The 26,403-nt window shown below is 63.4% G+C and carries 26 protein-coding genes; 18 read left to right on the top strand and 8 right to left on the bottom strand.

Annotated elements, in window-relative coordinates; translation table 11 throughout:
• Positions 1 to 12 precede the first annotated feature (12 nt).
• Positions 13 to 705 (bottom strand): metal-dependent hydrolase, encoded by a 693-nt coding sequence (locus IEV82_RS05175; protein ID WP_188480913.1) that lies wholly within the window; start codon positions 703 to 705, stop codon positions 13 to 15.
• Between the two features lie 138 nt (positions 706 to 843).
• Between IEV82_RS05175 and bchE the strand changes: the two genes are divergently transcribed.
• From bchE to IEV82_RS05205, 6 genes are all read left to right on the top strand, one after another.
• Positions 844 to 2,508 carry a magnesium-protoporphyrin IX monomethyl ester anaerobic oxidative cyclase gene (gene bchE / locus IEV82_RS05180; RefSeq protein ID WP_188480914.1) on the top strand — a complete coding sequence of 555 codons (1,665 nt, stop codon included), beginning with the start codon at positions 844 to 846 and terminating at the stop codon, positions 2,506 to 2,508.
• 31 nt (positions 2,509 to 2,539) lie between these two features.
• The gene (gene bchJ, locus IEV82_RS05185; protein WP_188481407.1) at positions 2,540 to 3,103 is read left to right on the top strand and encodes a bacteriochlorophyll 4-vinyl reductase; all 564 of its coding nucleotides are present in this window, start codon (positions 2,540 to 2,542) and stop codon (positions 3,101 to 3,103) included.
• Between the two features lie 89 nt (positions 3,104 to 3,192).
• A complete protein-coding gene (gene gatC, locus IEV82_RS05190; RefSeq protein ID WP_188480915.1) occupies positions 3,193 to 3,480 on the top strand; it encodes an Asp-tRNA(Asn)/Glu-tRNA(Gln) amidotransferase subunit GatC in 288 nt (95 codons plus the stop codon).
• A complete protein-coding gene (gene gatA / locus IEV82_RS05195; RefSeq protein ID WP_188480916.1) occupies positions 3,480 to 4,964 on the top strand; it encodes an Asp-tRNA(Asn)/Glu-tRNA(Gln) amidotransferase subunit GatA in 1,485 nt (494 codons plus the stop codon). The genes gatC and gatA overlap by 1 nt, the downstream gene beginning before the upstream one ends.
• A 23-nt stretch (positions 4,965 to 4,987) precedes the next feature.
• Entirely contained in the window at positions 4,988 to 5,695 is a 708-nt protein-coding gene (locus IEV82_RS05200; RefSeq protein WP_188480917.1) for a hypothetical protein, read from the top strand.
• Positions 5,659 to 6,354, top strand: coding sequence for an N-acetylmuramoyl-L-alanine amidase (locus IEV82_RS05205; RefSeq protein WP_188481408.1), 696 nt, complete (start codon positions 5,659 to 5,661; stop codon positions 6,352 to 6,354). The genes IEV82_RS05200 and IEV82_RS05205 overlap by 37 nt, the downstream gene beginning before the upstream one ends.
• A gap of 88 nt (positions 6,355 to 6,442) precedes the next feature.
• Here the strand turns inward: IEV82_RS05205 and IEV82_RS05210 are convergent, their stop codons facing one another.
• Positions 6,443 to 7,840 carry a helix-turn-helix domain-containing protein gene (locus IEV82_RS05210; protein ID WP_188480918.1) on the bottom strand — a complete coding sequence of 466 codons (1,398 nt, stop codon included), beginning with the start codon at positions 7,838 to 7,840 and terminating at the stop codon, positions 6,443 to 6,445.
• Between the two features lie 52 nt (positions 7,841 to 7,892).
• A complete protein-coding gene (locus IEV82_RS05215) occupies positions 7,893 to 9,122 on the bottom strand; it encodes a multidrug effflux MFS transporter (RefSeq protein ID WP_188480919.1) in 1,230 nt (409 codons plus the stop codon).
• Between the two features lie 176 nt (positions 9,123 to 9,298).
• Here IEV82_RS05215 and IEV82_RS05220 point away from each other — a divergent pair, with 176 nt between their 5' ends.
• From IEV82_RS05220 to IEV82_RS05245, 6 genes are all read left to right on the top strand, one after another.
• Positions 9,299 to 10,831 carry an acyl-CoA carboxylase subunit beta gene (locus tag IEV82_RS05220; protein ID WP_188480920.1) on the top strand — a complete coding sequence of 511 codons (1,533 nt, stop codon included), beginning with the start codon at positions 9,299 to 9,301 and terminating at the stop codon, positions 10,829 to 10,831.
• A gap of 40 nt (positions 10,832 to 10,871) precedes the next feature.
• Positions 10,872 to 11,591, top strand: coding sequence for a DUF6497 family protein (locus IEV82_RS23535; protein WP_229747687.1), 720 nt, complete (start codon positions 10,872 to 10,874; stop codon positions 11,589 to 11,591).
• A 214-nt stretch (positions 11,592 to 11,805) separates the two neighbouring features.
• Positions 11,806 to 11,952 carry a lipoprotein gene (locus tag IEV82_RS05230; protein WP_188480921.1) on the top strand — a complete coding sequence of 49 codons (147 nt, stop codon included), beginning with the start codon at positions 11,806 to 11,808 and terminating at the stop codon, positions 11,950 to 11,952.
• Between the two features lie 63 nt (positions 11,953 to 12,015).
• Complete coding sequence (locus IEV82_RS05235; protein ID WP_188480922.1) at positions 12,016 to 12,378, top strand: hypothetical protein; 363 nt, start codon at positions 12,016 to 12,018, stop codon at positions 12,376 to 12,378.
• A 337-nt stretch (positions 12,379 to 12,715) separates the two neighbouring features.
• Positions 12,716 to 12,931 (top strand): hypothetical protein, encoded by a 216-nt coding sequence (locus tag IEV82_RS05240; protein ID WP_188480923.1) that lies wholly within the window; start codon positions 12,716 to 12,718, stop codon positions 12,929 to 12,931.
• Between the two features lie 126 nt (positions 12,932 to 13,057).
• Positions 13,058 to 15,058: an acetyl-CoA carboxylase biotin carboxylase subunit gene (locus IEV82_RS05245; RefSeq protein WP_188480924.1), complete on the top strand. Its 2,001-nt coding sequence runs from the start codon at positions 13,058 to 13,060 to the stop codon at positions 15,056 to 15,058.
• A 75-nt stretch (positions 15,059 to 15,133) separates the two neighbouring features.
• On the opposite strand, the gene IEV82_RS05250 is transcribed toward IEV82_RS05245, so the two are convergent.
• Positions 15,134 to 15,610 carry a DUF4174 domain-containing protein gene (locus tag IEV82_RS05250; protein WP_188480925.1) on the bottom strand — a complete coding sequence of 159 codons (477 nt, stop codon included), beginning with the start codon at positions 15,608 to 15,610 and terminating at the stop codon, positions 15,134 to 15,136.
• 195 nt (positions 15,611 to 15,805) lie between these two features.
• Here IEV82_RS05250 and scpA point away from each other — a divergent pair, with 195 nt between their 5' ends.
• From scpA to IEV82_RS05280, 6 genes are all read left to right on the top strand, one after another.
• Positions 15,806 to 17,935, top strand: coding sequence for a methylmalonyl-CoA mutase (gene scpA / locus IEV82_RS05255; protein WP_188480926.1), 2,130 nt, complete (start codon positions 15,806 to 15,808; stop codon positions 17,933 to 17,935).
• Between the two features lie 69 nt (positions 17,936 to 18,004).
• The gene (locus IEV82_RS05260; protein WP_188480927.1) at positions 18,005 to 18,622 is read left to right on the top strand and encodes a VOC family protein; all 618 of its coding nucleotides are present in this window, start codon (positions 18,005 to 18,007) and stop codon (positions 18,620 to 18,622) included.
• Positions 18,619 to 19,098: a GNAT family N-acetyltransferase gene (locus tag IEV82_RS05265; protein ID WP_188480928.1), complete on the top strand. Its 480-nt coding sequence runs from the start codon at positions 18,619 to 18,621 to the stop codon at positions 19,096 to 19,098. The genes IEV82_RS05260 and IEV82_RS05265 overlap by 4 nt, the downstream gene beginning before the upstream one ends.
• A gap of 42 nt (positions 19,099 to 19,140) precedes the next feature.
• On the top strand, positions 19,141 to 19,824 hold the full coding sequence (locus IEV82_RS05270) for a molecular chaperone DjiA (protein WP_188480929.1): 684 nt from the start codon (positions 19,141 to 19,143) through the stop codon (positions 19,822 to 19,824).
• A 10-nt stretch (positions 19,825 to 19,834) separates the two neighbouring features.
• Positions 19,835 to 20,866, top strand: a complete 1,032-nt coding sequence (locus tag IEV82_RS05275) for an endonuclease/exonuclease/phosphatase family protein (protein WP_188481410.1) — start codon at positions 19,835 to 19,837, stop codon at positions 20,864 to 20,866.
• A gap of 37 nt (positions 20,867 to 20,903) precedes the next feature.
• A complete protein-coding gene (locus IEV82_RS05280; RefSeq protein ID WP_188480930.1) occupies positions 20,904 to 21,269 on the top strand; it encodes a hypothetical protein in 366 nt (121 codons plus the stop codon).
• 3 nt (positions 21,270 to 21,272) lie between these two features.
• Here IEV82_RS05280 and IEV82_RS05285 read toward each other — a convergent pair whose 3' ends face one another.
• The 4 genes from IEV82_RS05285 to IEV82_RS05300 all read right to left on the bottom strand — a co-directional run bounded on the left by IEV82_RS05285 (position 21,273) and on the right by IEV82_RS05300 (position 26,354).
• Complete coding sequence (locus IEV82_RS05285) at positions 21,273 to 22,325, bottom strand: YeeE/YedE family protein (RefSeq protein ID WP_188480931.1); 1,053 nt, start codon at positions 22,323 to 22,325, stop codon at positions 21,273 to 21,275.
• 211 nt (positions 22,326 to 22,536) lie between these two features.
• Positions 22,537 to 23,517 (bottom strand): ABC transporter permease, encoded by a 981-nt coding sequence (locus tag IEV82_RS05290; protein ID WP_188480932.1) that lies wholly within the window; start codon positions 23,515 to 23,517, stop codon positions 22,537 to 22,539.
• Positions 23,510 to 24,547, bottom strand: a complete 1,038-nt coding sequence (locus tag IEV82_RS05295) for an ABC transporter permease (RefSeq protein ID WP_188480933.1) — start codon at positions 24,545 to 24,547, stop codon at positions 23,510 to 23,512. Before IEV82_RS05295 ends, IEV82_RS05290 begins: the two co-directional genes overlap by 8 nt.
• 106 nt (positions 24,548 to 24,653) lie before the next feature.
• Positions 24,654 to 26,354 carry a peptide ABC transporter substrate-binding protein gene (locus IEV82_RS05300; protein WP_188480934.1) on the bottom strand — a complete coding sequence of 567 codons (1,701 nt, stop codon included), beginning with the start codon at positions 26,352 to 26,354 and terminating at the stop codon, positions 24,654 to 24,656.
• Positions 26,355 to 26,403: the final 49 nt, after the last annotated feature.

Below are 26,403 nucleotides of genomic sequence, written 5' to 3' on the forward strand. Positions count from 1 at the left end.
TTGCCGCCCACCTCAGAGGCTGATCGCCTCCATCACCTGCGGTTCGATCACGTCCACATCCGGCAGCGCCCGCACCAGCCCTTCGGCGGATTGCTCCAGCGCCGGGAAGGTGCGGTAGTGGCACGGGATCAGCGTCTTGAAGTCGAAATATCGTTTCGCGGCATAGGCCACGCCCGACATGTCCATCGTGTAATAGCCGCCCGCCGACAGGATGCCGATGTCGGGATTGTAGTAATCCCCGATCCAGTCCATGTCGGCCATGATCGACGTATCCCCCGAGAAATAGAGCGTCTTGCCGTCGCCGCGCAGGATGAACCCGGTTTCCATCCCCATGTAGCGCGGGGTATCGCCGACCTGCATGGTTGAGGAATGCGAGGCTGGCACCAGCGTCACCGCCACATTGCCCAGCGTGATCGTGCCGCCCTTGTTGAAGGCATGGCCCTCTTTCGCGCCAAGTCCGTGCAGGTGTTTGGCGAGTTCCACCATGCCCGAGACCGGTGCGCCGGTCTTGCCCGAGATCTCGACCACATCCGCCGTGTGATCGCCATGTCCATGGGTCACGAGGATATGCGTCGCCCCCGCGATGGCCGCGTCCTTGTCCTGACCCTCCATCATCGGATTGCCGTTCAGCCACGGATCGACCAGCAGCACCTGATCGCCGATCTCGATGCGGAACGATCCGTGTCCAAGCCATATGATGTTCATCTGAATGCCCTCCCTGTTGGTTCGGGAAGGCTAGCACAGCGACGGCTGTGGAAAAGGTCTGATGCTGTTTTGATCTGTGTCAATTTTTTCTGACGAACAAAGTGTCAGAATAAGTTGACACATACGGGGAGAGTCGCAATGCGCATTTTATTTGTCCATCCCAACTACCGCTCCGGCGGTGCCGAGATTGCAGGCACATGGCCGCCCGCCTGGGTCGCCTACCTGTCCGGCCATCTGCGGCAGGCAGGGTTCGACGACATCCATTTCATCGACGCCATGACCGACAATGTCGACGATGCCGAACTGGCGCGTCAAATGGAAGAGATCAAACCGGATGTGGTCGGAGTGACCGCGATCACCCCGTCGATCTACCGCGCCGAGGATGTGCTCAAGGTCGCCAGCGACGTGGTGCCGAATGCCGTGCGTATGCTGGGCGGCGTGCACGCGACCTTCATGTACAAGCAGGTCCTGTCCGAGGCACCTTGGGTCGATGTGATCGTGCGCGGCGAGGGCGAGGAGATCTGCACCGAACTGATGCTGGCCATCGAGGACGGGCGCTGGCCCGCCGACAAGCACAAGATCAAGGGTCTGGCCTTTCTGGACGACGGCCAGATCGTCGCGACCCCGGCGGCAAGCACGGTCAAGGACCTCAGCAAGATCAAGCCCGACTGGACCGTTCTGGAATGGTCGAAATACATCTACATCCCGCTGAACACGCGCGTGGCGATCCCCAACCTTGCGCGCGGCTGTCCGTTCACCTGTTCCTTCTGTTCGCAATGGAAATTCTGGCGCGACTACCGCGTGCGCGATCCCAAGGACGTTGTGGACGAGATCGAGGATCTGGTGGACAACCACGGCGTCGGCTTCTTCATCCTTGCCGACGAGGAACCCACCATCAACAAGAAGAAGTTTGTCGCCTTCTGTCAGGAACTGATCGACCGGGGTCTGCCGGACCGCGTCAAGTGGGGCATCAACACCCGCGTGACCGACATCTACCGCGACCGCGATCTGCTCAAGTTCTATCGCAAGGCGGGGCTGGTGCATGTGTCGCTTGGCACCGAAGCGGCGGCACAGATGAAGCTCGATATTTTCAACAAGGAAACACGCGTCGACGAGAACAAGACCGCCATTCGCCTGCTGCGCGAGGCCGACATTCTGGTCGAGGCGCAGTTCATCGTGGGGCTGGACAACGAGACGCCAGAGACGCTGGAAGAGACCTACCAGATGGCCTGGGACTGGCAGCCTGATCTGGCGAACTGGTCGATGTACACGCCTTGGCCTTTCACACCCTTGTTCCAGGAGTTGAAGGATCAGGTCGAAGTGTTTGATTTCAGTCGATATAACTTTGTCACCCCCATCATGAAACCCGCCGCGATGGAACGCGGGGAACTGCTGGACGGGGTGATGAACAATTACCGCCGCTTCTACATGAAAAAGGCGCTGTTCCATTATCCGTGGCGCGGCACCGGGTTCCGGCGGCGCTATCTGCTGGGCTGTCTCTACGCCTTCCTCAAGGCGGGCGTGGGCCGCACCTTCTACGATCTGGGCAAGGTGGGCTATACCGGGCCGCAATCGAAGAACAAGCTGGATTTCCATTTCGACGAGACCCGCACCATCGCCGAGGCGCAGATGGACGATTGGGTGTCCTCGGCCGACAAGGCCGCCGCTGCCAAGGAACGGCGCGAGGCGGTGAAGGCTCAGATGAAGGAACGGTCGGCCACGCGCACGCAGGATTTCAAGCTGCCCAACGGGGCCGAGATCAAGGCCTGTGGAGGTGGACCGCAACAGATGGAGGACGTCTGAGGATGTCCGCCACGAGGCCGGTCAAGATGCCCTGATCGGCCCCAACGCGATCCTGCAACTTCTGCCGCCGCTGGACCGGGCGTTTGGTCCAGCACGCACCGCACAGATGCTCGCCGAAGCGGGGGTGACGGCGATGCCCGACGGCACCCGCATGATCCCCGAAACCGACGCCGCACGACTGCACCAGTTCTTGCGCCGTGACGCACCCGAGATCGCGGCGTGCCTGAGCGCAGAGGCGGGAAGAGGCACCGCCGATTACATCCTCGCCCACCGCATCCCCAAGCCGGTGCAAACACTCCTCAAACTGCTGCCTGCGTCCCTCGCAGCCCGTGCACTCTCGGGGGCCATCGCCAAACACGCCTGGACCTTTGCCGGATCGGGCACATTCCGCGTCGTGTCGCCCTGGTGCTTCGAGATCGGGCAAAACCCCATCGTGCGGGGCGAGACCAGCGCAACCCCGCTCTGCCACTGGCACGCAGCGGTGTTTGAACGGCTCTACCGCGTGCTGGTGCATCCGGCAGCGACCTGCGTCGAGACCGCCTGTTGCGCCAGCAGCGCTGCGGGCATCTGCCGGTTCGACATAACAAGCGGGTGACGCGCGCCACCCTGCCACTTGAACCCGGCACCCCGGATCGCTAAACGCTGGCCAACACTCTGCCACCGCGATCCAAGGGGAAAGCACGCATGTCCATCGACACCGAAACAGCCGCCCGCGTGGCCAAGCTTGCACGCATCCGCGTCGAGCCCGAGGCGCTGCCTGCACTGGCGCAGGAATTCAGCAACATCCTTGGATTCATCGAGCAACTGAACGAAGTCGATGTGGACGGTGTGGAACCGATGGTCAGCGTCACCCCGATGCGGCTCAAGCGGCGCACGGACGGTGTCACCGATGGCGGCATGCAGGACAAGATCCTCGCCAATGCCCCCGATGCCCGCGAAGGATTTTTCGCCGTGCCGAAGGTGGTGGAATGATGTCCGACCTGACCAAGCTCAAAATCTCCGAGGCCCGCGACGCGCTGCGCAAGGGCGACGTGACATCCGTGGAACTGACCGACGCGTGCCTCAAGGCCATCGACACCGCCGACGCGCTGGGTGCCTTTGTCCACAAGACCCCCGAACTGGCGATGGGCCAGGCGAAATCCGCCGATGACCGGATCAAGGCCGGGGGCGCGCCCGACCTCTGCGGCATCCCGCTGGGCATCAAGGATCTGTTCTGCACCAAGGGCGTGCCGTCCCAGGCCGCCAGTGCCATCCTGAACGGCTTCAAGCCGGAATACGAAAGCACCGTCACCAGCCAGCTGTTCGATGCAGGCGCGGTCATGCTGGGCAAGCTCAACATGGACGAGTTTGCCATGGGGTCGTCGAACGAGACCTCGACCTATGGCAACGCGATCAACCCATGGCGGCGCGGCAATGACGCGACCGCGCTGACGCCGGGTGGCTCCTCGGGTGGCTCGGCCGCTGCCGTCGCCGCCGACCTCTGCCTCGCCGCCACCGGCACCGACACCGGCGGGTCCATCCGCCAGCCCGCCGCCTTTACAGGCATCACCGGGATCAAGCCCACCTACGGGCGCTGCTCGCGCTGGGGCATCGTCGCCTTCGCGTCCAGCCTCGATCAGGCCGGCCCGATGACCAAGGATGTGCGCGACGCCGCCATCATGCTCGAGGCGATGTGCGGCCACGACCCCAAGGACAGCACCAGCGCCGATCTGCCCGTGCCGAATTTCGAGGCGATGCTGACCGGCGACATCCGCGGCAAGACCATCGGCATCCCGCGCGAATACCGCATGGACGGCATGCCCGACGCGATCGAGACGCTCTGGTCCGAGGGGCGCTGCATGCTCGAAGATGCAGGCGCGGCGATCAAGGATATCTCCCTGCCGCACACCAAATACGCGCTGCCCACCTATTACGTCATCGCCCCCGCCGAAGCGTCGTCGAACCTCGCGCGCTATGACGGCGTACGTTACGGCCACCGCGCGAAACTGGCGCAGGGCGACGGCATCACCGACATGTACGAGAAAACCCGCGCCGAAGGCTTCGGCCCCGAGGTGCAGCGCCGCGTCATGGTCGGCACCTACGTGCTGTCCGCAGGCTTCTACGACGCCTATTACAACCGCGCCCGAAAGGTCCGCACCCTGATCAAGCGCGACTTCGAAGACGTGTTCGCCCAAGGCGTCGATGCGATCCTGACCCCGGCCACGCCCTCTGCCGCGTTCGAGCTCGGCAAGAAGCACGTCGATCCGGTCGAGATGTATCTGAACGACGTCTTCACCGTCACCGTGAACCTCGCCGGTCTTCCGGGCATCTCGGTACCGACAGGTGTCGACAGCAACGGCCTGCCACTCGGCCTGCAACTGATCGGCCGCCCATGGGAAGAGGGTGATCTGCTGAATACCGCCTACGCGCTCGAGCAGGCAGCGGGCTTTGTGGCAAAGCCAACCCAATGGTGGTAATTTTTCACCCAATGAGGCAGAACATGACCCCGAGACTTTGCACTTTCCGCGCACTTGCCGGAGGCATCGCACTTCTGGCGGTCACCGCGTGCACGTCGACCATTCCCGACAGCGGCGTCGGGTTCGACCGCATCGACGGTTACAACCAGCAACGCGACGCGGTGCTCGAAGGGCGCGCGGCCCCGACCACCATCGGCGCGCCCCCCACCGTGACCGGCGCACCTCTTTCGGCGACCGGCCCGCTTGATGCGGCGGCGCTTGACGCGCGCCGTACCAATTCCGGTGTCGAGCCGGTGCAGGCGTCACCCGGCAACCCCGCACCCCAGATCGTCGAAAACGCCTCGGGCATCTCGGGCGAGAACGATTTCGACGCGGTCGCCAACACGCGCTCGATCGAAGGTGACGCAGCGCTGATCGCGCAGAACCGCGCCCGCTACGAAATCATTGCCCCCGAGGAACTGCCGACACGCCCCGGCACCAACACGCCCAATATCGTGGCCTACGCGCTGCAAACCACCAATCCCAAGGGCGCGCCGATCTATCGACGGTCGTCCTTCGCCACGGAAAATCGCCACCTGCGCAACTGCGCGGCATTTACCTCGGCGGATCTCGCGCAAGAGGCGTTTCTTGCGGGCGGCGGGCCTGATCGGGACCGTCAAAACCTCGATCCCGATGGCGACGGGTTCGCCTGCACCTGGGATCCGGCACCGTTCCGCGCGGTGCGCAACTGACGCCGATCTGGCATCCCTCCCCGAATTGCGGCCCGCGCCGCGGCGGCGCGCGGCCTGACCTGATCGTCCTGCATTACACCGCGATGGGCTGCGCGCAAAAGGCGCGCGACTGGCTCTGCCACGACGACGCGCAAGTCTCGGCCCATTACGTGCTCGCCCCCGATGGCACGACCTGGCACCTGGTGGACGAGGCGGACCGTGCCTGGCACGCGGGGGCAGGGGCCTGGGGCCCGATCGAGGATGTGAACTCGCGCTCCATCGGCATCGAGATCGCCAATACTGGCAGCACGCCCTTTGCGGCAAGGCAGATGGACGCGCTCGACAGCCTCGTGGCGGGCATCATGGAGCGACACGCGATCCCGCCCGAACGGGTGATCGGCCATTCCGACATGGCTCCGGGCCGCAAGATCGACCCCGGCGCGCGGTTCGACTGGCGGCGGCTGGCACGGCAGGGCCTGTCGATCTGGCCAGAAGCAAACGGCGCCGGCGATTTCACCGCCAACGCGCGCCGTTTCGGCTACACCGCAGATGTCCCCCTCGACACATTGCTGCACAGTTTCCGCCTGCGCTTTCGCCCCGCAGCGACAGGCCCGCTCGACGACACCGACCGCGCGATCATGGCAAATCTCGCAGACCGCTGGCCGGTCGCCGCGTCCTGAGCTTCTCTGGTTTCCAAATATCTCGGGGGTTTGGGGGCAGAGCCCCCAAGCGGTTCAACAGGCGATGCGTCGACGCATCGCCGCGCGCTCAATTCAACTCATAGGGCAAAATTCCACGCCGATGCGTCTGGATCGTCAGCTTGCGCTCCAGCGGTGGCACAGAGCGTTGATGACAATTCGACCGCTCGCAGATGCGGCAGGAAATCCCGATCGGCTCGAACGCGCCGTCGCGGGTCAGGTCCAGCCCGTCGGCATAGACCAGCGCGCCCGCGTGCTTGACCTCGCATCCCAGCGCAATCGCGTAGCGCCGTACAGGCGCGCCGAAATGCCCGCCGGTTTTCGACACGTCGCGGGCCAGCGAGATATAGCGCACCCCGTCCGGCGTTTCGGCCAGCTGCCGCAGGAACCGCCCCGGCGTCTCGAACGCCCGGTGCACGTTCCAGAGTGGGCAAGCCCCGCCGAAGCGCGCGAATTGCAACCGCGTGGCGGAATGGCGCTTGGTGATCGTACCCGCCTGATCGACGCGCACGAAAAAGAACGGGATGCCTTTCGCGCCGGGCCGTTGCAGCGTCGACAGGCGGTGGGCCACCTGCTCGATGGACGCGCCGAACCGCCGCGCCATCAGTTCCAGATCATGCCGCGTGTCATGCGCCGCCTGCAGGAACTGGCGGTAGGGCATGACCGCCGCCCCGGCAAAGTAGTTCGCCAGCCCCAGCCGGGCGATGTCGCGCGCGGAATCCGACTGGAACCGCCCCAGATCGAGCGTCGCATCCAGCAGCTTGCCATGCCGCGTCAGCGCCAGTTGCAGCATCATCTGGAAGGTCTGGGTCTCGGGTGCCGCAAGTGACGAGAGGGTCAGTTCCTGCCGCAGCTCGTCAAAGCGGCGCAGGTCGGGTACGTTGGCAAAGCGCACTTGCAGCCCTTCGTTCTCCAGACCCCGGATCGCGGCGCGCACGCGGTCGGTGCCGGTCAGCTTGGTCGCAACATGCTCGGCGGCCTTGTCCACCGCGTCGATGTAATTGTCGCAATAGTGGAAGAAATCGCGCACCTCTTCCCAGGGAGAGGGCTGCAATTGCGCGCCTTCACGGCCCAACGCCTCGTCCAGGGACGCCAGCCGTTCGTGGGTCTGGCGATAGGCGCGGTGCAGTTCGAGGAAGGCGCGCGCCAGCCCCGGCGCGTTCGAGGCGGTCAGGCGCAGATCGGCGATGGGGGGGGCTGCATCGGCAAAGACCGGATCGGCCAGCGCCTCGCGCATGTCCGAGATCATCCGTTCCGCATCGCCCTGACCCAGTTCCGTGACGTCGATGCCGAATTCCTGCGCCAGCGCCAGCACCACCGTGGTCGACAGCGGGCGCTTGTTGTTCTCCATCTGGTTCAGATAGGGCAGGGACACCCCCAGCTTGGCCGCAAAATCACGCTGGGTGATTCCCAGCCGGGTGCGAATCTCGCGCAGCTTGGCACCGGCATAGAGTTTCTGGGTGGGCATCGCATCCTCGGGGTTTGCAGCTTTGCAGTCGGTCAGACCCGAGTTTGCAAATTCACCCGGCGCTGTCCAGACCTCGCAGCTGCCGCGACCGCCATATGACAAGCTGGATCGCGACAATGGCGCAGACCGCCGTGACCAGCATGATCCACAAGAGCGGCCATGCGCCGGTGCCCTGCACCAGCAACGCGCCCGCCAGCGCCGACAGCGCAGCCCCACCGCCCAGCATGATCGCGCCGCCAAGCCCGGACGCCGTGCCCGCAAGGTGCGGGCGCACCGACAGCATGCCCGCCGTTGCGTTGGGGATGGTCATGCCGTTGCCAAGGCCCACGAAGGTCATGAAGCCGAAGAACGTCCATTGCGACCCGAGACCCAGCCAGAACACGCCCATCGACAGCAGGATGCCCGTGCAATTGATGAAGGTTCCCACCAGCACCATCCGATCGACACCGATCCGCGCCGAAAACCGCCCCGAGATGAAATTGCCGAGGAAATAGCCGATTGCGGGCGCGCCGAAGAAAAAGCCCAGAACGGCGGGGGACATGCCGAACACCTCGGTCCCCACATAAGGCGCGCCGCCGAGATAGGCGAAGAACGCGCCCGACGACATGGCCGCCGCGACGGCATAGCCCCAGAAGCGCGGGCTGGTCAGCAGTTCGGGATATTGCGCGAATTGCTGGCCCAGCGACAGGCCGCTGACGGTGGCGGTTTCGCCCAGATCGCGCCATGTCAGCCAGTAAAGGCCAAGCCCGAGGATCAGCAGCAGCCAGAAATTCGCCTGCCAGCCGAACACCTGATCCAGCACGCCGCCGAAGGCCGGGCCGATCATCGGCACCACGGCCATGCCCATGGTCACGTAGCCGATCATCGATGCGGCCTGATCCTGCGGGACGCAATCGCGCACGACGGCGCGGCTGAGCACCATCGCGGTGACGATCACCGCCTGCGCCATGCGGAAGCCGAGGAAGGTGTAGATGTCGGGCGCATAGATGCAGCCCAAGGTCGCCACGCAGAAGCCGCCGATGCCCCAGAGGATCACCGGGCGGCGGCCCATCTTGTCCGAGATCGGCCCGATCAGGATTTGCAGCACCGCGTTCACACCAAGATAGACCGCGACCGACAGCTGCATGATCCAGTATTCGGTCTGGAAATGGGCCGTCATGTTGGGCAGGGAGGGCAGGAAAATGTTCATCACCAACGCCGACAGCCCTGCGAGCAGGATCAGTGTGACAATATGCGGCGGTGTGGAGCGGTCGAGAAATCGAACCTTGGAGGCGTAACTCATTACGTATCGCTATGCCTGCGGTTGAGGAATGTCCATATGCGCAGGCGTAGCGATACAATTTGCAAATTTGCAATTTGCAAAACATGCTCTTTCCAGAGTTTGCAAATTTGCTCATTAGCGCTTGAGGCGGGGCCGCGCGTCGGTATGTTCGCCACACAGCGACAAGGGGACGGTTCATGAAAGATATTCTGCAAGAGTTGGAAACCCGCCGCGCGGATGCGCGCATGGGGGGTGGGCAGAACCGCATCGACGCGCAGCATGCCCGTGGCAAGCTGACGGCGCGCGAGCGGGTGGAGCTGCTGCTCGATGAAGGCAGCTTTGAAGAATACGACATGTTCGTCACCCATCGCTGTACCGATTTCGGGATGGAAAAGAACCGCCCCGCAGGCGATGGCGTGGTCACGGGCTGGGGCACGATCAATGGCCGCATGGTCTATGTGTTCAGCCAGGACTTCACGGTTCTGGGCGGCTCGGTCAGCGCGACCCATGCGATGAAAATCTGCAAGATCATGGATATGGCGATGCAGAACGGCGCGCCGGTGATCGGGATCAACGACTCGGGTGGTGCGCGTATCCAGGAAGGTGTCGACAGCCTTGCCGGCTATGGCGAGGTGTTCCAGCGCAACATCATGGCCTCGGGTGTGGTGCCGCAGATCAGCATGATCATGGGCCCGTGCGCGGGTGGCGCGGTCTACAGCCCTGCGATGACCGATTTCATCTTCATGGTCAAAGACAGCTCCTACATGTTCGTCACAGGCCCGGACGTGGTCAAGACCGTGACCAACGAACATGTGACCGCCGAGGAACTGGGCGGTGCCGTGACGCATACGCGCAAATCCTCGGTTGCGGATGGCGCCTTCGAAAACGATGTCGAAGCCTTGGCCGAAGTGCGCAGGCTGGTGGATTTCCTGCCGCTCAACAACCGCCAGCCCAGCCCGACGCGGCCGTTCTTTGACGATGTGGACCGTCTTGAGGAATCGCTCGACACGCTGGTGCCGGAAAACGCCAACACGCCCTATGACATGAAGGAGCTGATCCACAAGATCGCGGACGAGGCGGATTTCTACGAGATCCAGGAAGAGTTCGCCAAGAACATGATCACCGGGTTCATCCGCCTTGAAGGGCAGACCGTGGGTGTGGTGGCGAACCAGCCGATGGTTCTGGCCGGTGTTCTGGACATCGATTCTGCCCGCAAGGCGGCGCGCTTCGTGCGGTTCTGCGACTGTTTCGGCATTCCGCTGCTGACGTTTGTGGATGTGCCGGGGTTCCTGCCGGGGACAAGCCAGGAATATAACGGCGTGATCAAGCACGGGGCCAAGCTGCTCTTTGCTTACGGCGAGGCGACGGTGCCGAAGGTGACGGTCATCACCCGCAAGAGCTATGGCGGGGCCTATGTGGTGATGGCGTCCAAGCACCTGCGCGCGGATGTGAACTATGCCTGGCCCACCGCCGAGATCGCGGTGATGGGGGCGAAGGGCGCGACCGAGATCATCCACCGCGCCGATCTGGGCGATGCGGGCAAGATCGCGGCCCATGCGGCGCAATACGAGGACCGGTTCGCCAATCCGTTCGTGGCGGCGGAGCGGGGCTTTATCGACGAGGTGATCCAGCCGCGCAGCACGCGCAAACGGGTGGCCCGCGCCTTTGCCGCGCTGCGGTCGAAGAAACAAGAGATGCCGTGGAAGAAGCACGACAACATTCCGTTGTGAGGGGAGCCGGGCTGTAGCCCGGCCTACGAGTTAGGCAGAGATGGCACGGGATGGCTGGCATATTTTGCGCGATGAGGACGGGCTGACCTTGGCCCGGCATCTGCCTGCGCGCTTTGACGTGTCGGTGGAGGCTGAGGTTCCGCTCTGTGATGCGGGCCGTCTGGCGCGGCAGGTGCGGCAGGACATGTGGCGCGCGATGCAGCGGGTGCGGGGGTTTTCCCCGGTTGTGCGGGTGGAGCGTTTGGGCGATGTGATGCGCGTGTCGGCAGGGGGGCGTGTTCCGGCTGAGGCGCGGTCGGATGCGCAGCGCAAGATTGCGGATGTGCTGGAGGATGGCCGTTGTCGCGCGCGGTGGGTTCGGTGGGCCGGTGCGTGCAAGCACACATCCACCCTTCTCGCGCTGTTTCTTGCGGTGCCGGTCTTGGCGAGCGAGCCGCTCGAAGTGCCCTCGGGCCAGCCGGTCACGTTCCAGGAGATGCTTTGGGACAGGCCGGGAAGCGGGCTGGTCTACCGGTTCCGGTTCGTGGCGCCCGAAATCGGTCAGGAGGGGCGGGAATACGAGGATGTGGAGATCGACATGCACCATCTGTGCGAAACCTACGCGATTCCGCGGCTGTCCGATCTCGGGCCACAGCCCAGCCAGATCGTGATTTCCCTGAGCCGGGAAGAGACCGAATTCGGCGTCGCCCATGACGACGTCACCCAGTTTTTCGAGGCATACCGCGTCGAGGACGAGACCTGCATCTTGGAGTTTTTTTGATGCTTCCACAACATGTTGCGAGACGTCGTTCAGATCGGGCTCGGGTTGAGTCTTTTGCGTCACAGGGCCGCGATGTTGCGGACCGTGGATATCTTTCACCCCTGCTTTCGGGATATTCTTGGACCGACTGCACCCAAGCAGTCGTTACCTCGAAACGAGGACAGGCAGGACCATCCGGTCTTGTTGGTTCCTTTGAACCTGACAGGAGAACAAGATGTCCAAGAGCATCAAGCTTCTTGCCGCAGTCGGTCTTTTTGCAATTCTGGCCGCGTGCGGTCAGAAACAGACCAACGAAGAGTTTGTGGTTATCGACCCTGAGCCGATCAGCCACGAGCCCGTGCACACAGGCAAGTACAAGTAAACCTGAAACGGGGCGGGCAGAGGCGTCCGCCCCCTTTTCGGCGCTGCTTGGCGGGGGTGTCCCATGCTGAAGCATCGCGGCTTTCCGGGGCGTCTGCCGGGGTCAGATTACCAATTCGTCATCCGCCGGTCGAACCCCAAAGGGGTCACGCCGCTGATCAAGCGCGAGCGTTACCGCGACCGCCGTCCGCCCGACAAGCGCGCGGACCTGGCTTTCATGGCGGCGCTCTGGGCGCATTTCGGCACCGAACCCTTTGAGCGGGGCAATCTGGATGCGGGGCGGCTCAGCTGGCTCTTCGGGCGCGAGGTGCTGCCCTATGACGATCCGTTCGATCCCGAAAGCTACGAGGCGCTGTTGATCATCAACGAGCCGGTGGCACGGGCGTCGTTCCCCGAAGCCTTCGACGACAACGAGGATTGGGCGTGATGCCGCTGATCCTTTGCGGAAATGCGCGGGAAAAGGCCGACCGCTTGGGTTGTGTTGACGTAACGATTGACACGTCGTGCGGTTGTGACACTGTGGACATGTTCCTAGTGAAATGGCGTTTGCAGATCGCGCCATCTGTTCACCGTTACCCTTCCCCTGTCGGGCGTCTTGGTCACACCCCATGCCAAGCGCCCGACTTTTTACGTTTTGGATCAGAATGTTACAGGGATGGGCAAGGTTCTGCCCAATTCCCGCTATCGGGCGCTTCGCGTTGGAACAATGCGGTGATCCCAGTTGTTATTCCCCTGAGGTCAATAACCTGCAAGGGAGCAGACACATGCATATCCACAAGATCAAACCCGCATTCGCATTCGCCGTTGTTGCGCTGCTGGGCCTGTCGGCCTGTGGCGACACGCTGGGTGAACAGGCGCTTCTGGGCGGCGCGGCCGGTGCCGGCACAGCCGTCGCAACGGGCGGTGATGCTATCACCGGTGCGGCAGTCGGCGGTGCGGCCAATGTCGCCTATTGCCAGACCTATCCGGAACGCTGCTGACGCTTCAGCGCGCCCAAATCTCTCACGGAATTCGACCGTTCGGACCACGCGTCCGGGCGGTCTTTTTTATGCCATCGCCGCGGGATCGTTCCCCGGCCAAGAAAAGACTGACGGAAAGGGACAGACATGTTCGACAAGCTCCTGATTGCCAACCGCGGCGAGATCGCCTGCCGGGTCATCAAGACCGCCCGCAAGATGGGCATCAAGACGGTGGCGATCTATTCGGATGCCGACAAGCACGCGCTGCATGTCGAGATGGCGGACGAGGCGGTGCATATCGGCCCGCCGCCCGCGAACCAGTCCTATATCGTCATCGACAAGGTGATGGAGGCGATCCGCGCGTCCGGCGCGCAGGCGGTGCATCCGGGCTACGGCTTCCTGTCGGAGAACCCGAAATTCGCACAGGCGCTTGAGTCGGCGGGTGTGGCGTTCGTCGGACCACCCGTAAAGGCGATCGAGGCGATGGGGGACAAGATCACCTCGAAGAAGATCGCGCAGGAGGCGGGCGTGTCGACGGTCCCTGGTTACATGGGGCTGATCGAGGACGCGGACGAGGCGGTGAAGATCTCGAACGAGGTCGGGTATCCGGTGATGATCAAGGCCAGCGCTGGCGGTGGTGGCAAGGGCATGCGGATCGCATGGTCCGATGAAGAGGCGCGCGAGGGCTTCCAGTCGTCCAAGAACGAGGCGGCCAACAGCTTTGGCGATGACCGGATCTTCATCGAAAAATTCGTCACCCAGCCGCGCCATATCGAGATCCAGGTGCTCTGCGATGCGCATGGCAACGGGATTTACCTGAACGAGCGCGAGTGTTCGATCCAGCGCCGCAACCAGAAGGTGGTCGAAGAGGCCCCGTCGCCGTTCCTTGACGAGGCGACGCGCCGCGCGATGGGCGAACAGTCGGTCGCGCTGGCCAAGGCGGTGGGCTATACCAGCGCGGGCACTGTCGAATTCATCGTCGATGGCAACAAGAACTTCTACTTCCTCGAAATGAACACCCGCTTGCAGGTGGAGCACCCGGTGACAGAGTTGATCACGGGGGTCGATCTGGTCGAACAGATGATCCGCATCGCCAATGGCGAGCCGCTGTCGATCACGCAGGATGACGTCAAGATCAACGGCTGGGCCATCGAGAACCGGCTCTATGCCGAAGACCCGTATCGCGGGTTCCTGCCTTCCATCGGGCGTCTGACCCGCTACCGTCCGCCCGCCGAGGGTGCCTTGGGCAACGGCATCGTGCGCAACGACACCGGCGTCTTCGAGGGTGGCGAGATCAGCATGTATTACGACCCGATGATCGCCAAGCTGTGTACATGGGCCCCGACGCGGCTCGAAGCGATTGAAACCATGCGCAACGCGCTGGACAGTTTCGAGGTCGAGGGCATCGGTCACAACCTGCCCTTCGTGGCGGCGGTGATGGATCATCCCAAGTTCATCGCGGGCACCATGACCACCGCCTTCATCGAAGAGGAATATCCCGAGGGGTTTGAGGGTGTGACGCTGGGCGAAGAAGCGCTGAAGCGCGTCGCCGCCGCCACTGCCGCGATGAACCGGGTGGCCGAGATTCGCCGGGCGCGCATTTCCGGCACGCTCGACAACCACGAACGCCGGGTGGGCGAAGACTGGAACGTCGCGCTGCAGGGGCAGGATTACGACGTGACGGTCGCTGCCGATCATGACGGATCGACCGTACGCTTTGCCGATGGCAGCGACATCCGGGTGAGCGGCAACTGGACGCCGGGTGACCCGCTGGCTCGCATGACGGTCAATGGCGATCCGCTGGTGATGAAGGTCGGCAAGATCTCGGGCGGGTTCCGCATCCGCAGCCGGGGGGCTGAGCTCAAGGTGCATGTCCGCACCCCGCGTCAGGCCGAACTGGCCCGCAAGATGCCCGAAAAGGTGCCGCCGGACACGTCGAAGATGCTGCTCTGCCCGATGCCCGGCCTGATCGTGAAGATCAACGTCGCAGAGGGTGACGAGGTGCAGGACGGGCAGGCGCTGTGCACCGTCGAGGCGATGAAGATGGAAAACATCCTGCGCGCCGAACGCAAGGGCATCGTGTCCAAGATCAACGCGGCGGCGGGTGACAGCCTTGCCGTGGACGATGTGATCATGGAGTTCGAGTAGGTCAATGAAACTTGCGGCGGCGACCATCGCAGATGGGGGGCTTACCAGCTGCGGTCCTTCCGGGCCGGGTTGGTCTCACCATCCCCTCGGCAACCCGTCGGTGTTGTCTTTGATTTCCTGCTGGCGGGTCGGCATCTTGTCGATGGCGCGGGTGATTTCACGGACGCTCCACGGCAGGGGCTTGCGCTGCTTGACGCCGCCATCCTTGTCGATGATGGCCAGCATGAAGCCGCGCGGACGCAAGGCTTGGCGGAAGGATGAGCGGGCGGAGGGATCGGTGTCTGTGATGATCACCACGTCCCGCACATCGAGCGCGTTCAGCTCGCTCATCAGGAACTGCATCTGCTGGACGTATCGCGGATCGGCGGGGCTATCGGCAAAGACCACCACGGGCCGCTTGATCCACAGAAAATCCTCCAGCGTCACGTTTTCGGCCAACTGGATCATGTCGACGGATAGGTCGTCGACGGTCGGGCTGTCGTCCTGTGCCTGTCCCGAAACGGGAGAGCAGAGCAAAAGTGCAGCCAGCATCACGGGTAAAAGCTTCTTCATGCTTCGGAACATAGGGCGTGCAGATCACAATGCGAAGGCTCGAAGCGGTGTGACTGGCAAAAAAGTGACCGGCTTTCAGCAGGCCCATTCGCGGGACCGGATCAGACCCGCGGCCCGCCCCCAAGGACTTTCACCGCAGATCGCCGTGGCCCCAAGGGCTGCCGCGGCCGCGAAGACAAAAGGATAACCAGACCGATGACTGCCAAGAAAGACACATGGCGCACGCTTGCCGAAGCCGAATTGCGGGGCAAGCCGCTGGACACGCTCACCTGGAAGACGCTCGAAGGGATCGAGGTGCAGCCGCTTTATACCGAGGACGACGTGAAGGACCTGCCGCATCTGGGCACCATCCCCGGCGAAGCGCCGTTCACGCGCGGGGTGAAGGCGACGATGTATGCGGGCCGTCCCTGGACGATCCGGCAATATGCGGGGTTTTCGACGGCCGAGGAATCGAACGCCTTTTACCGCCGCAATCTGGCCGCCGGTCAGCAGGGGGTGTCGGTCGCCTTCGATCTGGCGACGCACCGGGGTTACGACAGCGATCACGAGCGGGTCACGGGCGACGTGGGCAAGGCCGGTGTGGCGATCGATTCCGTCGAGGACATGAAGATCCTCTTTGACGGCATCCCGCTGGATCAGGTGTCGGTGTCGATGACGATGAACGGCGCGGTCATTCCGATCCTCGCGAGTTTCATCGTCGCCGGCGAAGAGCAGGGGCACGACAAGGCGGTTCTGTCGGGCACGATCCAGAACGACATCCTCAAGGAGTTCATGGTCCGCAACACCTATGTCTACCCGCCCGAGCCGTCGATGCGGATCATCGCGGACATCATCGAATATACCAGCGCCGAGATGCCCAAGTTCAACTCGATCTCGATTTCCGGCTACCACATGCAGGAGGCGGGCGCGAACCTTGTGCAGGAGCTGGCCTACACGCTGGCGGATGGCAAGGAATACGTGCAGACCGCGATGGCCCGCGGCATGGATGTGGACAAGTTCGCAGGAAGGCTGTCGTTCTTCTTTGCCATCGGCAAGAACTTCTTCATGGAAGTGGCCAAGCTGCGCGCGGCGCGGATGCTCTGGTACCGGATCATGGATGATCTGGGGGCCAAGAACGACCGCTCCAAGATGCTGCGCACCCATTGCCAGACCTCGGGTGTGTCGCTGGCCGAACAGGACCCCTATAACAACGTGATCCGCACCGCCTACGAGGCGATGAGCGCGGTTCTGGGCGGCACGCAGTCGCTGCACACCAATGCGCTGGACGAAGCCATCGCGCTGCCGACCGAGTTTTCGGCGCGGATTGCGCGCAACACGCAGTTGATCCTGCAGGAGGAAACCGGCGTGACCAAGGTGATCGATCCGCTGGCAGGGTCCTATTACGTCGAAAAGCTGACCCATGATCTGGCTGAAGCCGCATGGAAGCTGATCGAGGAGGTCGACGAGATGGGCGGCATGACCAAGGCGGTGGCGAGCGGAATGCCTAAGCTGCGGATCGAGGAAACCGCTGCGATGCGGCAGGCGCTGATCGACCGTGGGCAGGACGTGATCGTGGGGGTCAACAAGTACCGCCGCGACACCGAAGACCAGATCGACATTCTGGATGTCGACAACGTGGCGGTGCGCAAGTCGCAGATCGCGCGGATCGAGACGATCCGTGCCACCCGCGATCAGGCCGCGTGCGATGCTGCGCTTGCGGAACTTGAGAAACGCGCGGCACAAGGCGGCAACCTGTTGGACGCTGCGGTCGAGGCCTGCCGCGCCCGCGCAACAGTCGGAGAGATCAGCATGGCGATGGAAAAGGTTTTCGGCCGCCACCGGGCCGAGGTCAAGACATTGGCGGGCGTCTATGGCGCGGCCTATGAAGGCGACGAAGGCTTTGCCGCCATCCAGCGCTCGGTCGAGGCCTTCGCCGAGGACGAAGGCCGCCGCCCGCGCATGCTGGTGGTCAAGATGGGGCAGGACGGGCATGACCGGGGCGCCAAGGTGATCGCCACGGCCTTTGCCGATATCGGGTTCGACGTGGATGTCGGCCCGCTGTTCCAGACGCCGGCCGAGGCGGCGCAGGATGCCATCGACAACGATGTGCATGTGATCGGGATCTCAAGCCAGGCCGCGGGACACAAGACACTGGCCCCCGAACTGGTCAAGGAGCTCAAGGCGCAGGGCGCGGGGGACATTCTGGTGATCTGTGGGGGGGTGATCCCGCAGCAGGATTACCAGTTCCTCTATGATGCCGGGGTCAAGGCGATCTTCGGGCCGGGGACCAACATCCCCGAGGCGGCGCAAGACATCCTGCGGCTGATCCGCGAGGCGCGCGAGTGAGTTGAAGGTGGGCGGACGCGCCCGCGCTTTTCCGTTGACGGAAAATCGCCCGCATGTGTGAATGGTGGCATGATGTTCGAACTGGATCATATCGCGGTTGCGGGGGAGACCCTCGACGAGGCTGTGCGCCACAGCGAAGAGGCGCTTGGCCTGCCCTTGGGCATGGGCGGGCAGCACGCGCATTACGCCACTCACAACCGCCTGTTGGGTCTGGAGCAGGACCTTTATTTCGAAGCCATCGCCCCCGATCCGTCGCAGCCGAAACCCGACTATCCGCGTTGGTTCGGTCTGGATGAGTTCGACGGTCCGGCGCAGCTCGACAAGTGGATTTTGCGCTGTCCCGATATCGACGCGGCGCAGCGGATGTTTCCAGAAGCGGGCGAACCGGTGCATCTGAGCCGGGGCGACCTGAGCTGGACGATGCTGGTACCGCCCGATGGCCGCTTGCCATACGGCGGGCAATTTCCCGCGATCATCCAGTGGCATACCGATACGCCGCCGGGGATGACGCTGCCCAGTGCGGGGCTGCGGCTCGAGGCGTTGACGATCTGCGGGCCGGATGTAGACGACCTGAGAACGCGGCTGGCCCCGGTGTTCGACGATGACCGCGTGATCTATCGCACCATTGCCGAGCGGATGATGCAGGCGGTGTTCCTGACAACCAGCGGGCGGCGCATCCTGACATGATCATCCGTCCCGCGCGTCCCGAGGATGCAGAGGCGGTGATGGCGCTGGTGAATGATGTCATTGCCAACACCACGATCACCTTCACCACCGAACTCAAGAGCCTGCAGACCGTGCAGGACGACATTGCGGCGCGGGGGCGTGCGTTTCTTGTTGTCGAGGTGGATGGCATTGCGGCGGGCTATGCCAGTTACTTTCCGTTTCGCGGCGGTCCCGGTTATGCGCGGACCAAGGAACATTCCGTCGCACTTGGACCTCAGGTGCGGGGGCGTGGTGCAGGGCGGGCGCTGATGGCGGAACTCGAGGCGGAGGCGCGCCGTGAGGGGGTGCATTCGCTGATCGCTGCCGTGAGCGGAGAAAACCCCGCAGGCCGTGCATTCCATGCCGCCATCGGCTTTGCCGAGATCGCCGTGCTGCCCGAAGTCGGGTTCAAGTTCGACCGCTGGATTGATCTTGTGCTGATGCAGAAACGGCTCTGATGCCGCACTGACAGAATCGGCGTTTTGGCCTAACTTGTGCACATGTCGATCTGGTCACGCATTGCGGATGCTTTATCTGCCCTCGCTTCTGGCGAGGGTCTTTCCGCCGTGTTCGACCGTCTGCGCACGCCGCCGGAAAAGACCATTGCTTTCACCATAGCCGTGATCGCCCTGTCGGCCAAGATGGCCAAGGCGGACGGGCTTGTCACCCGCGAGGAGGTGATGGCCTTTCGCGAGGTGTTCCACATTCCGCCCGAGGACGAAGAGGGCGCGGCGCGGGTGTTCAACCTGGCCCGGCAGGACGTGGCCGGGTTCGAGGAATATGCCAAGCGCATCCGCGTCATGTTCGGCGCGGATCAGGGCACGCTCTGCGATCTGATGGAGGGGCTGTTCCACATCGCCATGGCGGATGGCAGCTATCACCCCGGCGAGGATGCGTTCCTGGCGCGCGTCGCCGAGATTTTTGATCTGCCGGACACCGCGTTCCGCCGGTTGAAATCGCGGTTCGTGCCCGACGCAGAGCCTGATCCGTTCGATGTTCTGGGCGTCACGCCGGACATGCCGCTGGGCGAGATTCGTGCCGCGTGGCGGCAGCTTGTGCGCGACAGCCATCCCGACCGGATGATCGCACGCGGGGTTCCCGAAGAGGCGGTAAAGCTGTCGGAACGGCGGCTCATCGACATCAACCGCGCCTGGGAGGACATCTCGGCGCGGGCACATGCCTGATGCGGCCCGTGTGAGGATCGCCACCTACAACGTCGAATGGTTCGATGCGCTGTTCGACGATTTGGGTGGGCTGGTCTCGGACGGATCATGGTCGGCGCGGCATGATGTGACCAAGCTCATGCAAATCGAGGCGTTGGGGATCGTGTTCACCGCGCTGGATGCGGATGCGATCATGGTCATCGAGGCACCGGACACCAGCCGCCAGCGCGACACGATCCGGGCGCTGGAGAGTTTCGCCACCGCGTTCGATCTGCGGGCGCGCCGGGCGGTGATGGGGTTCAGCAATGACACCCAGCAGGAAATCGCGCTGATGTATGATCCAGACGCGGTGTCGGCGCGGCATGATCCCAAAGGGCTGGCCCCGCTGCCCGGTGTGCCGCATTCCGACGGCGCGCCGCGCTTTGACGGGGTGTTCCGCATTGATCTTGATATCGACGCGACCGAGGACAGGGTGGTGTTTTCGAAACCGCCGCTCGAGGTGGACATGACAGTGCACGCGACCGGGCAAGCGATCCGGCTGATCGGCGCGCATCTGAAATCCAAGGCGCCTCACGGTGCGACGACAAGCGACGAGGTGATGCGGCTGTCGATCTCCAACCGGCGCAAGCAATTGGCGCAGGCGATCTGGTTGCGGGCGCGGGTTTCGGAACATCTGTCGGCGGGGGATCCGCTGATCGTGCTGGGTGATCTCAATGACGGGCCGGGGCTGGACGAGTACGAAAATCTGTTTGGGCGCAGTTCGGTCGAGATCATCCTCGGGGACGGGGAGGCCGAACTCTATGATCCGCATGCCTCGAAAGCCCTGTTGCGGCGGATCGGGGCGCAGCCGACCACCGCGCGGTTCTACATCCCGAAAGACGACCGCTATCTGCAGGCTTTGTTGGATTACATCATGGTCTCGCCGGATCTGCGGGCCAAGGCGCGGCGCTGGCGCGTCTGGCATCCGTTCGACGATCCGGTCTGCTGGAACACGCCGGAATTGCGGGAGGCTTTGCTGACCGCGTCGGATCATTTCCCCGTCACGCTGGATCTTGATTTGTGATAGTGAAATCCGCAGCCGGAATGTCTATATTGCACTTATGAAACAGGTATACGCAGCGATATTGGCCTTTTCCCTGACCCCTTTTGGCGCGATGGCGCAGGAGGATGAGGGCAGCAGCCTGATGGAAGAGGGCGCAAAGCTGTTCTTTCGCGGACTGATGGAAGAGATGGAACCCGCGCTCCGGGAGCTGGACCGACTGGGCGAGGAAATCGAACCCGCGATCCGCAGCTTTGCCGAGGAAATGGGCCCCGCCCTTCGCGATCTGATGACCAAGGTCGAGGATTGGTCGGCCTACGAGGCGCCCGAGATCCTGCCAAACGGCGATATCCTGATGCGGCGCAAACAGGATGCGCCACCGCTTGAGGATCTCCGGTCCCCCGAAGAGGGCGAGATCGACATCTGACGCTTACTCCGCTGGTTGGGCGTATGCTGTCTGGCGCGAGGGCTTGAGTACCGCGTTGGTCGCAAGCGCGCCACCGGCGATGGAGGCGATGGCCAACAGCGCCGCGACGGATAGGGTGGGCACCCCGGCCAGACCCGCGCCCACAGTGCAGCCGCCTGCCAGAACGCCGCCCACACCCATGAGCACCGCACCGCCCGCATAGCGTCCGGTTTCAGAGGGCGCCGTAAAGGACTGCCACTGGAAGCTTCCGAACACCAGCGACGCCACCAGCGCGCCGAGTGCCGTGCCGCCGATCAGGCCGACGCCGAAATTCGCCGGGATCGAGGTGAAGGCGATGGTCCAGAACAGGGTGTCGGCATAGGGTGCGGTGAAGGACAGGCTTTGCAGCGCGACCGGGTCGAAATCGTCATAGAGCACGAAGCCCGTGCCGATCCAGCCCGCGGGTACCAGCGCGCCCAGAAGGGCGGCCATCAGCAGGGCGGATGCGCGGTTGCCCGACCGCAGGGCCACGGCCAATGCCGCCAGCGCGATCACCAGCGACCAGACCAGCGCGCCATCGGGCAGCGCGGTCAGGGACACGGTGTCACCGAGCGGAACAGTGAAAGAGCCCAGTGTGGTCCGAACCGGGGCCAGCACGCCCTTGAGCGTGGCATGTGCGGTGATCGCAAAGACCAGCAGGACAAACACGCCGCGCAGGTTGCCGCTGGCAGACAGCACGGTCAGGCGGGACACGCAGCCGCGTGTCAGAACCATGCCCGCGCCGAACATCAGCCCGCCCAGAACGATGGCGAGGATCGGCAGGTCGGCATCCATGAAGCGGTGATCGTCAAAGGTGATGAGACCGGACAGAACCCCGGCTTGCGTGCCCAGCACGGCCACGGCCAGCGCAGTCAGCCAGACACCCATGGCCTGCTTGCGATCGTCCCCGACAAGGCTGCGACGGAAGCAGAATTTCGTGCGCTCGGCCAAGAGGCCAAAAGCGGCACCAAGGATCAGCGCAAGACCGACCGCGACTTGCGGTGCGGTGAAGTTCTCAAAGCCAAGGGATTCGAACATGGGGCGCTCCTTCCGTCTGTCATGTGCCAGATGGCGGGAAAGTTTCCCTGGGGCAAGATGCTAGCAGTGCGGAATGCGGCGGTTTTCGGGAAAGTGATCGCTCGTAATGGGCCGAAACCGGAACACTATTCCGATTTCAGCCAGAACCCATGACGGGTGTTCAGGCGATGCCCGTCTGTCCGTGCCGATTGATCTTATTTCGGCGCGGCGGTCACCGTCCCCGGATGCGCGGATCAAGCGCATCGCGCAGGCCGTCACCAAGGTAGTTCACGCTGAGCACCGTGAGCGAGATCGCGATGCCGGGCAGGTAGACCCGTTCCGGGAATTGCTGCATCCGTTGCACCGCATCGGCGAGCATCTTGCCCCATGTCGGGAAGTCGGATGGGAATCCGACGCCAAGGAAGCTGAGCGCGCTTTCGGTGATGATCGCGGTGGCAAGGCCCAAAGTGGCCGAGACCATGATCGGTGACAGCACGTTGGGCAGCAGGTGGCGCTGCACGATACGGAACGGCTTGGTGCCGATGGAGCGCGCGGCGAGGATGAATTCGCGTTCCTTGAGGGCAAGGATATCGCCGCGCACGATGCGGGCGGTGGGCATCCAGCTGGTGATGGCGATGATACCGACGATCAGCACGAACATGCCGCCTTCGGGTCCGAAGGCCTCGCGCAGGGGTTGGCGGAAGAGCGTTACGGCCACCAGCAAGAGCGGCAGGATCGGCAGCGACAGGAAGAGATCCGTCAGGCGCATCAGCAGCCCGTCCGCCTTGCGCACAAAGCCTGCCATGACGCCCACCACCGTGCCGATGATGAGGCTCAGAACCATCGCGGCCCAACCCACGGCCATCGACGTGCGACCCCCCTGCAGGATTTGCGCAAGCTGGTCGCGGCCCAGTTGATCGGTGCCAAAGGGGCGGTTCCACGCGACCTTGGCGGTGCCGTCCCAAAGGGCGACCCAGATCGGGCGCATGTCCTTGTTGCGGATGTCGAGCTTTTGCGCATCCACCTGCCAGATATAGGGGCCCAGGATCACCGCCAGTGTGATGAACACGAGGAACCCGCCGCCGAACATCGCGCCTTTGTGCTTGCGCAACTGGTCCCAGACATCCCGCCACTGGCTGCGCGGCGGGGCCAGCGGGCCCTTGTCGGCCAGCGCCTCGATCGGGGTGGGGGTGGCTTGGAGGGGCTCAGTCATAACGGATCCTCGGGTCGAGAAGGCCGTAGAGGATATCGGCAATCAGGTTGAAGAGGACGATCAGCACGGCAAAGATGAAGGTGAGCGTCATCACCATCGGCAGGTCATTGGCAAACAGCGCCGTGATCAGAAGCTGTCCGATGCCGTTCACCTTGAACACGTTTTCCGTGATGATCGCGCCACCGAAGATCGAGGGCACGTTGAGCGCGATCACGGTGATCACCGGGATCATCGAGTTGCGCAGCACATGGACGGTGACCACAACCGCCTCGCTCAGCCCCTTGGCGCGGGCGGTGCGGACGTAATCCTGGTTAAGGTTGTCGAGCATCGACGCGCGCATGTAGCGGCTGATCTGCGCGGTGGTCTGCAGCGCCAGCACCATCACCGGCAGGATCATCTGTTGCAGTTGCAGTTTGAAGGCGGCCCAGCTGTCGACCACAAGCGTGGTGTCATAGATCGACGGGAACCATCCCAGTTGCACCGAGAAGATCACGATCAGCAGCGGCCCGGTGAAGAAGGGCGGGATCGAAAAACCGATCATGGTGATGAAGGTGCCCGATTGGTCAAAGACCGAATACTGGCGGTAGGCGGAATAGATGCCGATGGGCAGGGCGATCAGGATGCCGACGATGTAGGCCATGCCGACCACCCAGAGGGTCTGCGGGATGCGTTGGATGACGATGTCCATGACCGGGCTGCGGGTCTGCCACGAGATCACGCGCAACTCGCCCTGGTACAGCTGCGTGTCGGGCAGCCAGCCGAGCAGGCTGCTTGAACTGGTGAGCCAGTCGATGAACACCTTGGGTTCGATCCAGAACACCTGAACCAGCCATTTCCAGTATTGCACCAGCGGTGGTTCACCGACGCCAAGCGCCTGGCGCATCAATTCCTTCACCTCGGGCGGGACGGTCAGGGGAACCTGCGCCATCGGATCGCCGGGGGCGAGTTGCAGCAGCATGAAGATGACAAAACTGATGAACAGAAGCGTCGGAACGGCAAGGACAAGTCGTCGGACGGCGAAGGTCAGCATCGTGTAGCGCCTCGGGTCATGAGTCTTTGAAGGATGGGAATGTGCGTGCAAGCACGCACTCTACCGAAGGGGCGTAGGGTGCGTGATGTCACGCACCCCTTGCTGGTCAGTCGATGCGATACCAATCCGCAACGTTCCAAAGTTCGCTGTCCCAGACGTTCAGGACAACGCCGCCAAGGCTGTTGGAATGTGCCGAGAGGCGGCCACGGTGCACCAGCGGCATGATGCTGCCGTTGTTGACAGCCATCGCGCTGAGCTCACGACCGATGCGCTGACGCTCGGCCATGTCGGCGGTCTGTGTCAGCTCGGCGTGCAGGGCGTCATACTCTTCCATGCAGAAGCGCGAGATGTTCTCGCCCTGCCACTGGGTTTCGGGGCGCGGCGCGTTTTCGCACAGGCCGTTGCCCAGATAGGATTGAGGGTCGGTGCCGTTGAAGGTGTTGGCGTACATCTGCACGTCGGCATAGAACTTCTGGAACGTGTCCGGCGAGCCGGGGTCACCACCGAAGAAGACCGACGAGTCGACGTTGCGCAGTTCGACCTCAAAGCCGATCTGTTCCCACCATTCCTTGATCAACGCTTGGAAGTCCTGACGGACCGCGTTGGTCGATGTTTGGTAGAGCATCGAGAGCGGGACGCCGTTGTGCTCGCGCACGCCGTCACCGTCCGTGTCGACGATGCCCGCTTCGTCCAGCAGCGCCTTAGCACCTTCGATGTCCTGCGTTTCACATCCTTCGAATGTGGAGGCAAAGGCCTCGGGGGCCGGAACCCAGGAACAGCCGACCTTGCCCGCCTGGCCATAGCCGATTTCCACCAGCAGCGGACGGTCGATGGCCATCGACAGCGCCTTGTAGACCGCTGGTTCCTTCAGGTACGGGTGCGGGTGCATGGCGGTGGAGCGTTCGCCCTCGGGCAGGTCCGGGCTTGCGTCGGTCTGGTTCAAATGGATGCGCTCGAGCAGCGGTCCAAAGCCCGCCACGGCAACACCCTGGCCGCCGGCTTCCATCGCTGCGATCACGTCGGGCGCAAGCTGCAGGTTCCAGGCGTAGTCGAATTCGCCGGTTTCCATCACGGCCTGACCAGCCGCGCGGGCATCGCCGCCGCCCTTGAAGGTCACGCTCGCAAAGGCGGGCTTTGCCGGGTCGCGGAAGTTCGGGTTGGCCGACATGGTGATCACGTCGTTCGGCTTGAATTCATCCACGACGAACGGGCCGGTGCCGATCGGGTTGAAGTTCTGTTCGGTGCAGGTCGAGGCGGCAGCCCCAAGGCAGCCAGCAAACTGGGCCTTCTGCAGGATCGGGCTTTCACCGCCGACAAACGGGCCATAGGGGTTCGGGGTCGGACCATCGAAATTGACGATGACCGTCAGGTCGTCCGGTGTCTCGACGCTGGCCACGCCGTTGAATTTGGTGAGCTGCGCGCAGCCGCCCTCGGGATGGGTGCAGTATTCATGCGTGAACGCCACGTCAGCCGACGTGAAGGGCGTGCCATCCGACCACAGCAGGCCGGGTGTGATCTTCCAGGTGATCGTGGTCAGGTCTTCGCTGACGCCGCCATTGGCCACGGTCGGAATCTCGTCGACCAGCCACGGCACCAGTTCGCCCTGTTCGTTGTAGCGCGCCAGCGGCTCGAGAATCATCGACGCGGCTTCGACGTCCTTTGTGCCGCCGGACAGGAACGGCGTCAGGATCGAGGGCGCTTGCCAATAGATGATCTTGACCTCGCCATCGGAGCCACGCTCTGCGAAAGCCGCAGGCGCAAGGGCTACGGTCGCGGCAGCCCCCAAGAGTAGGGATTTGAGTCTCATCGGTCTCTCCTTGTTGGACACAGTTTACCCGTGCCGTTTTCCTTGGTGG

The organism is Marivita lacus (assembly GCF_014637725.1).
GTDB classification, from domain to species: Bacteria; Pseudomonadota; Alphaproteobacteria; order Rhodobacterales; family Rhodobacteraceae; genus Marivita; species Marivita lacus.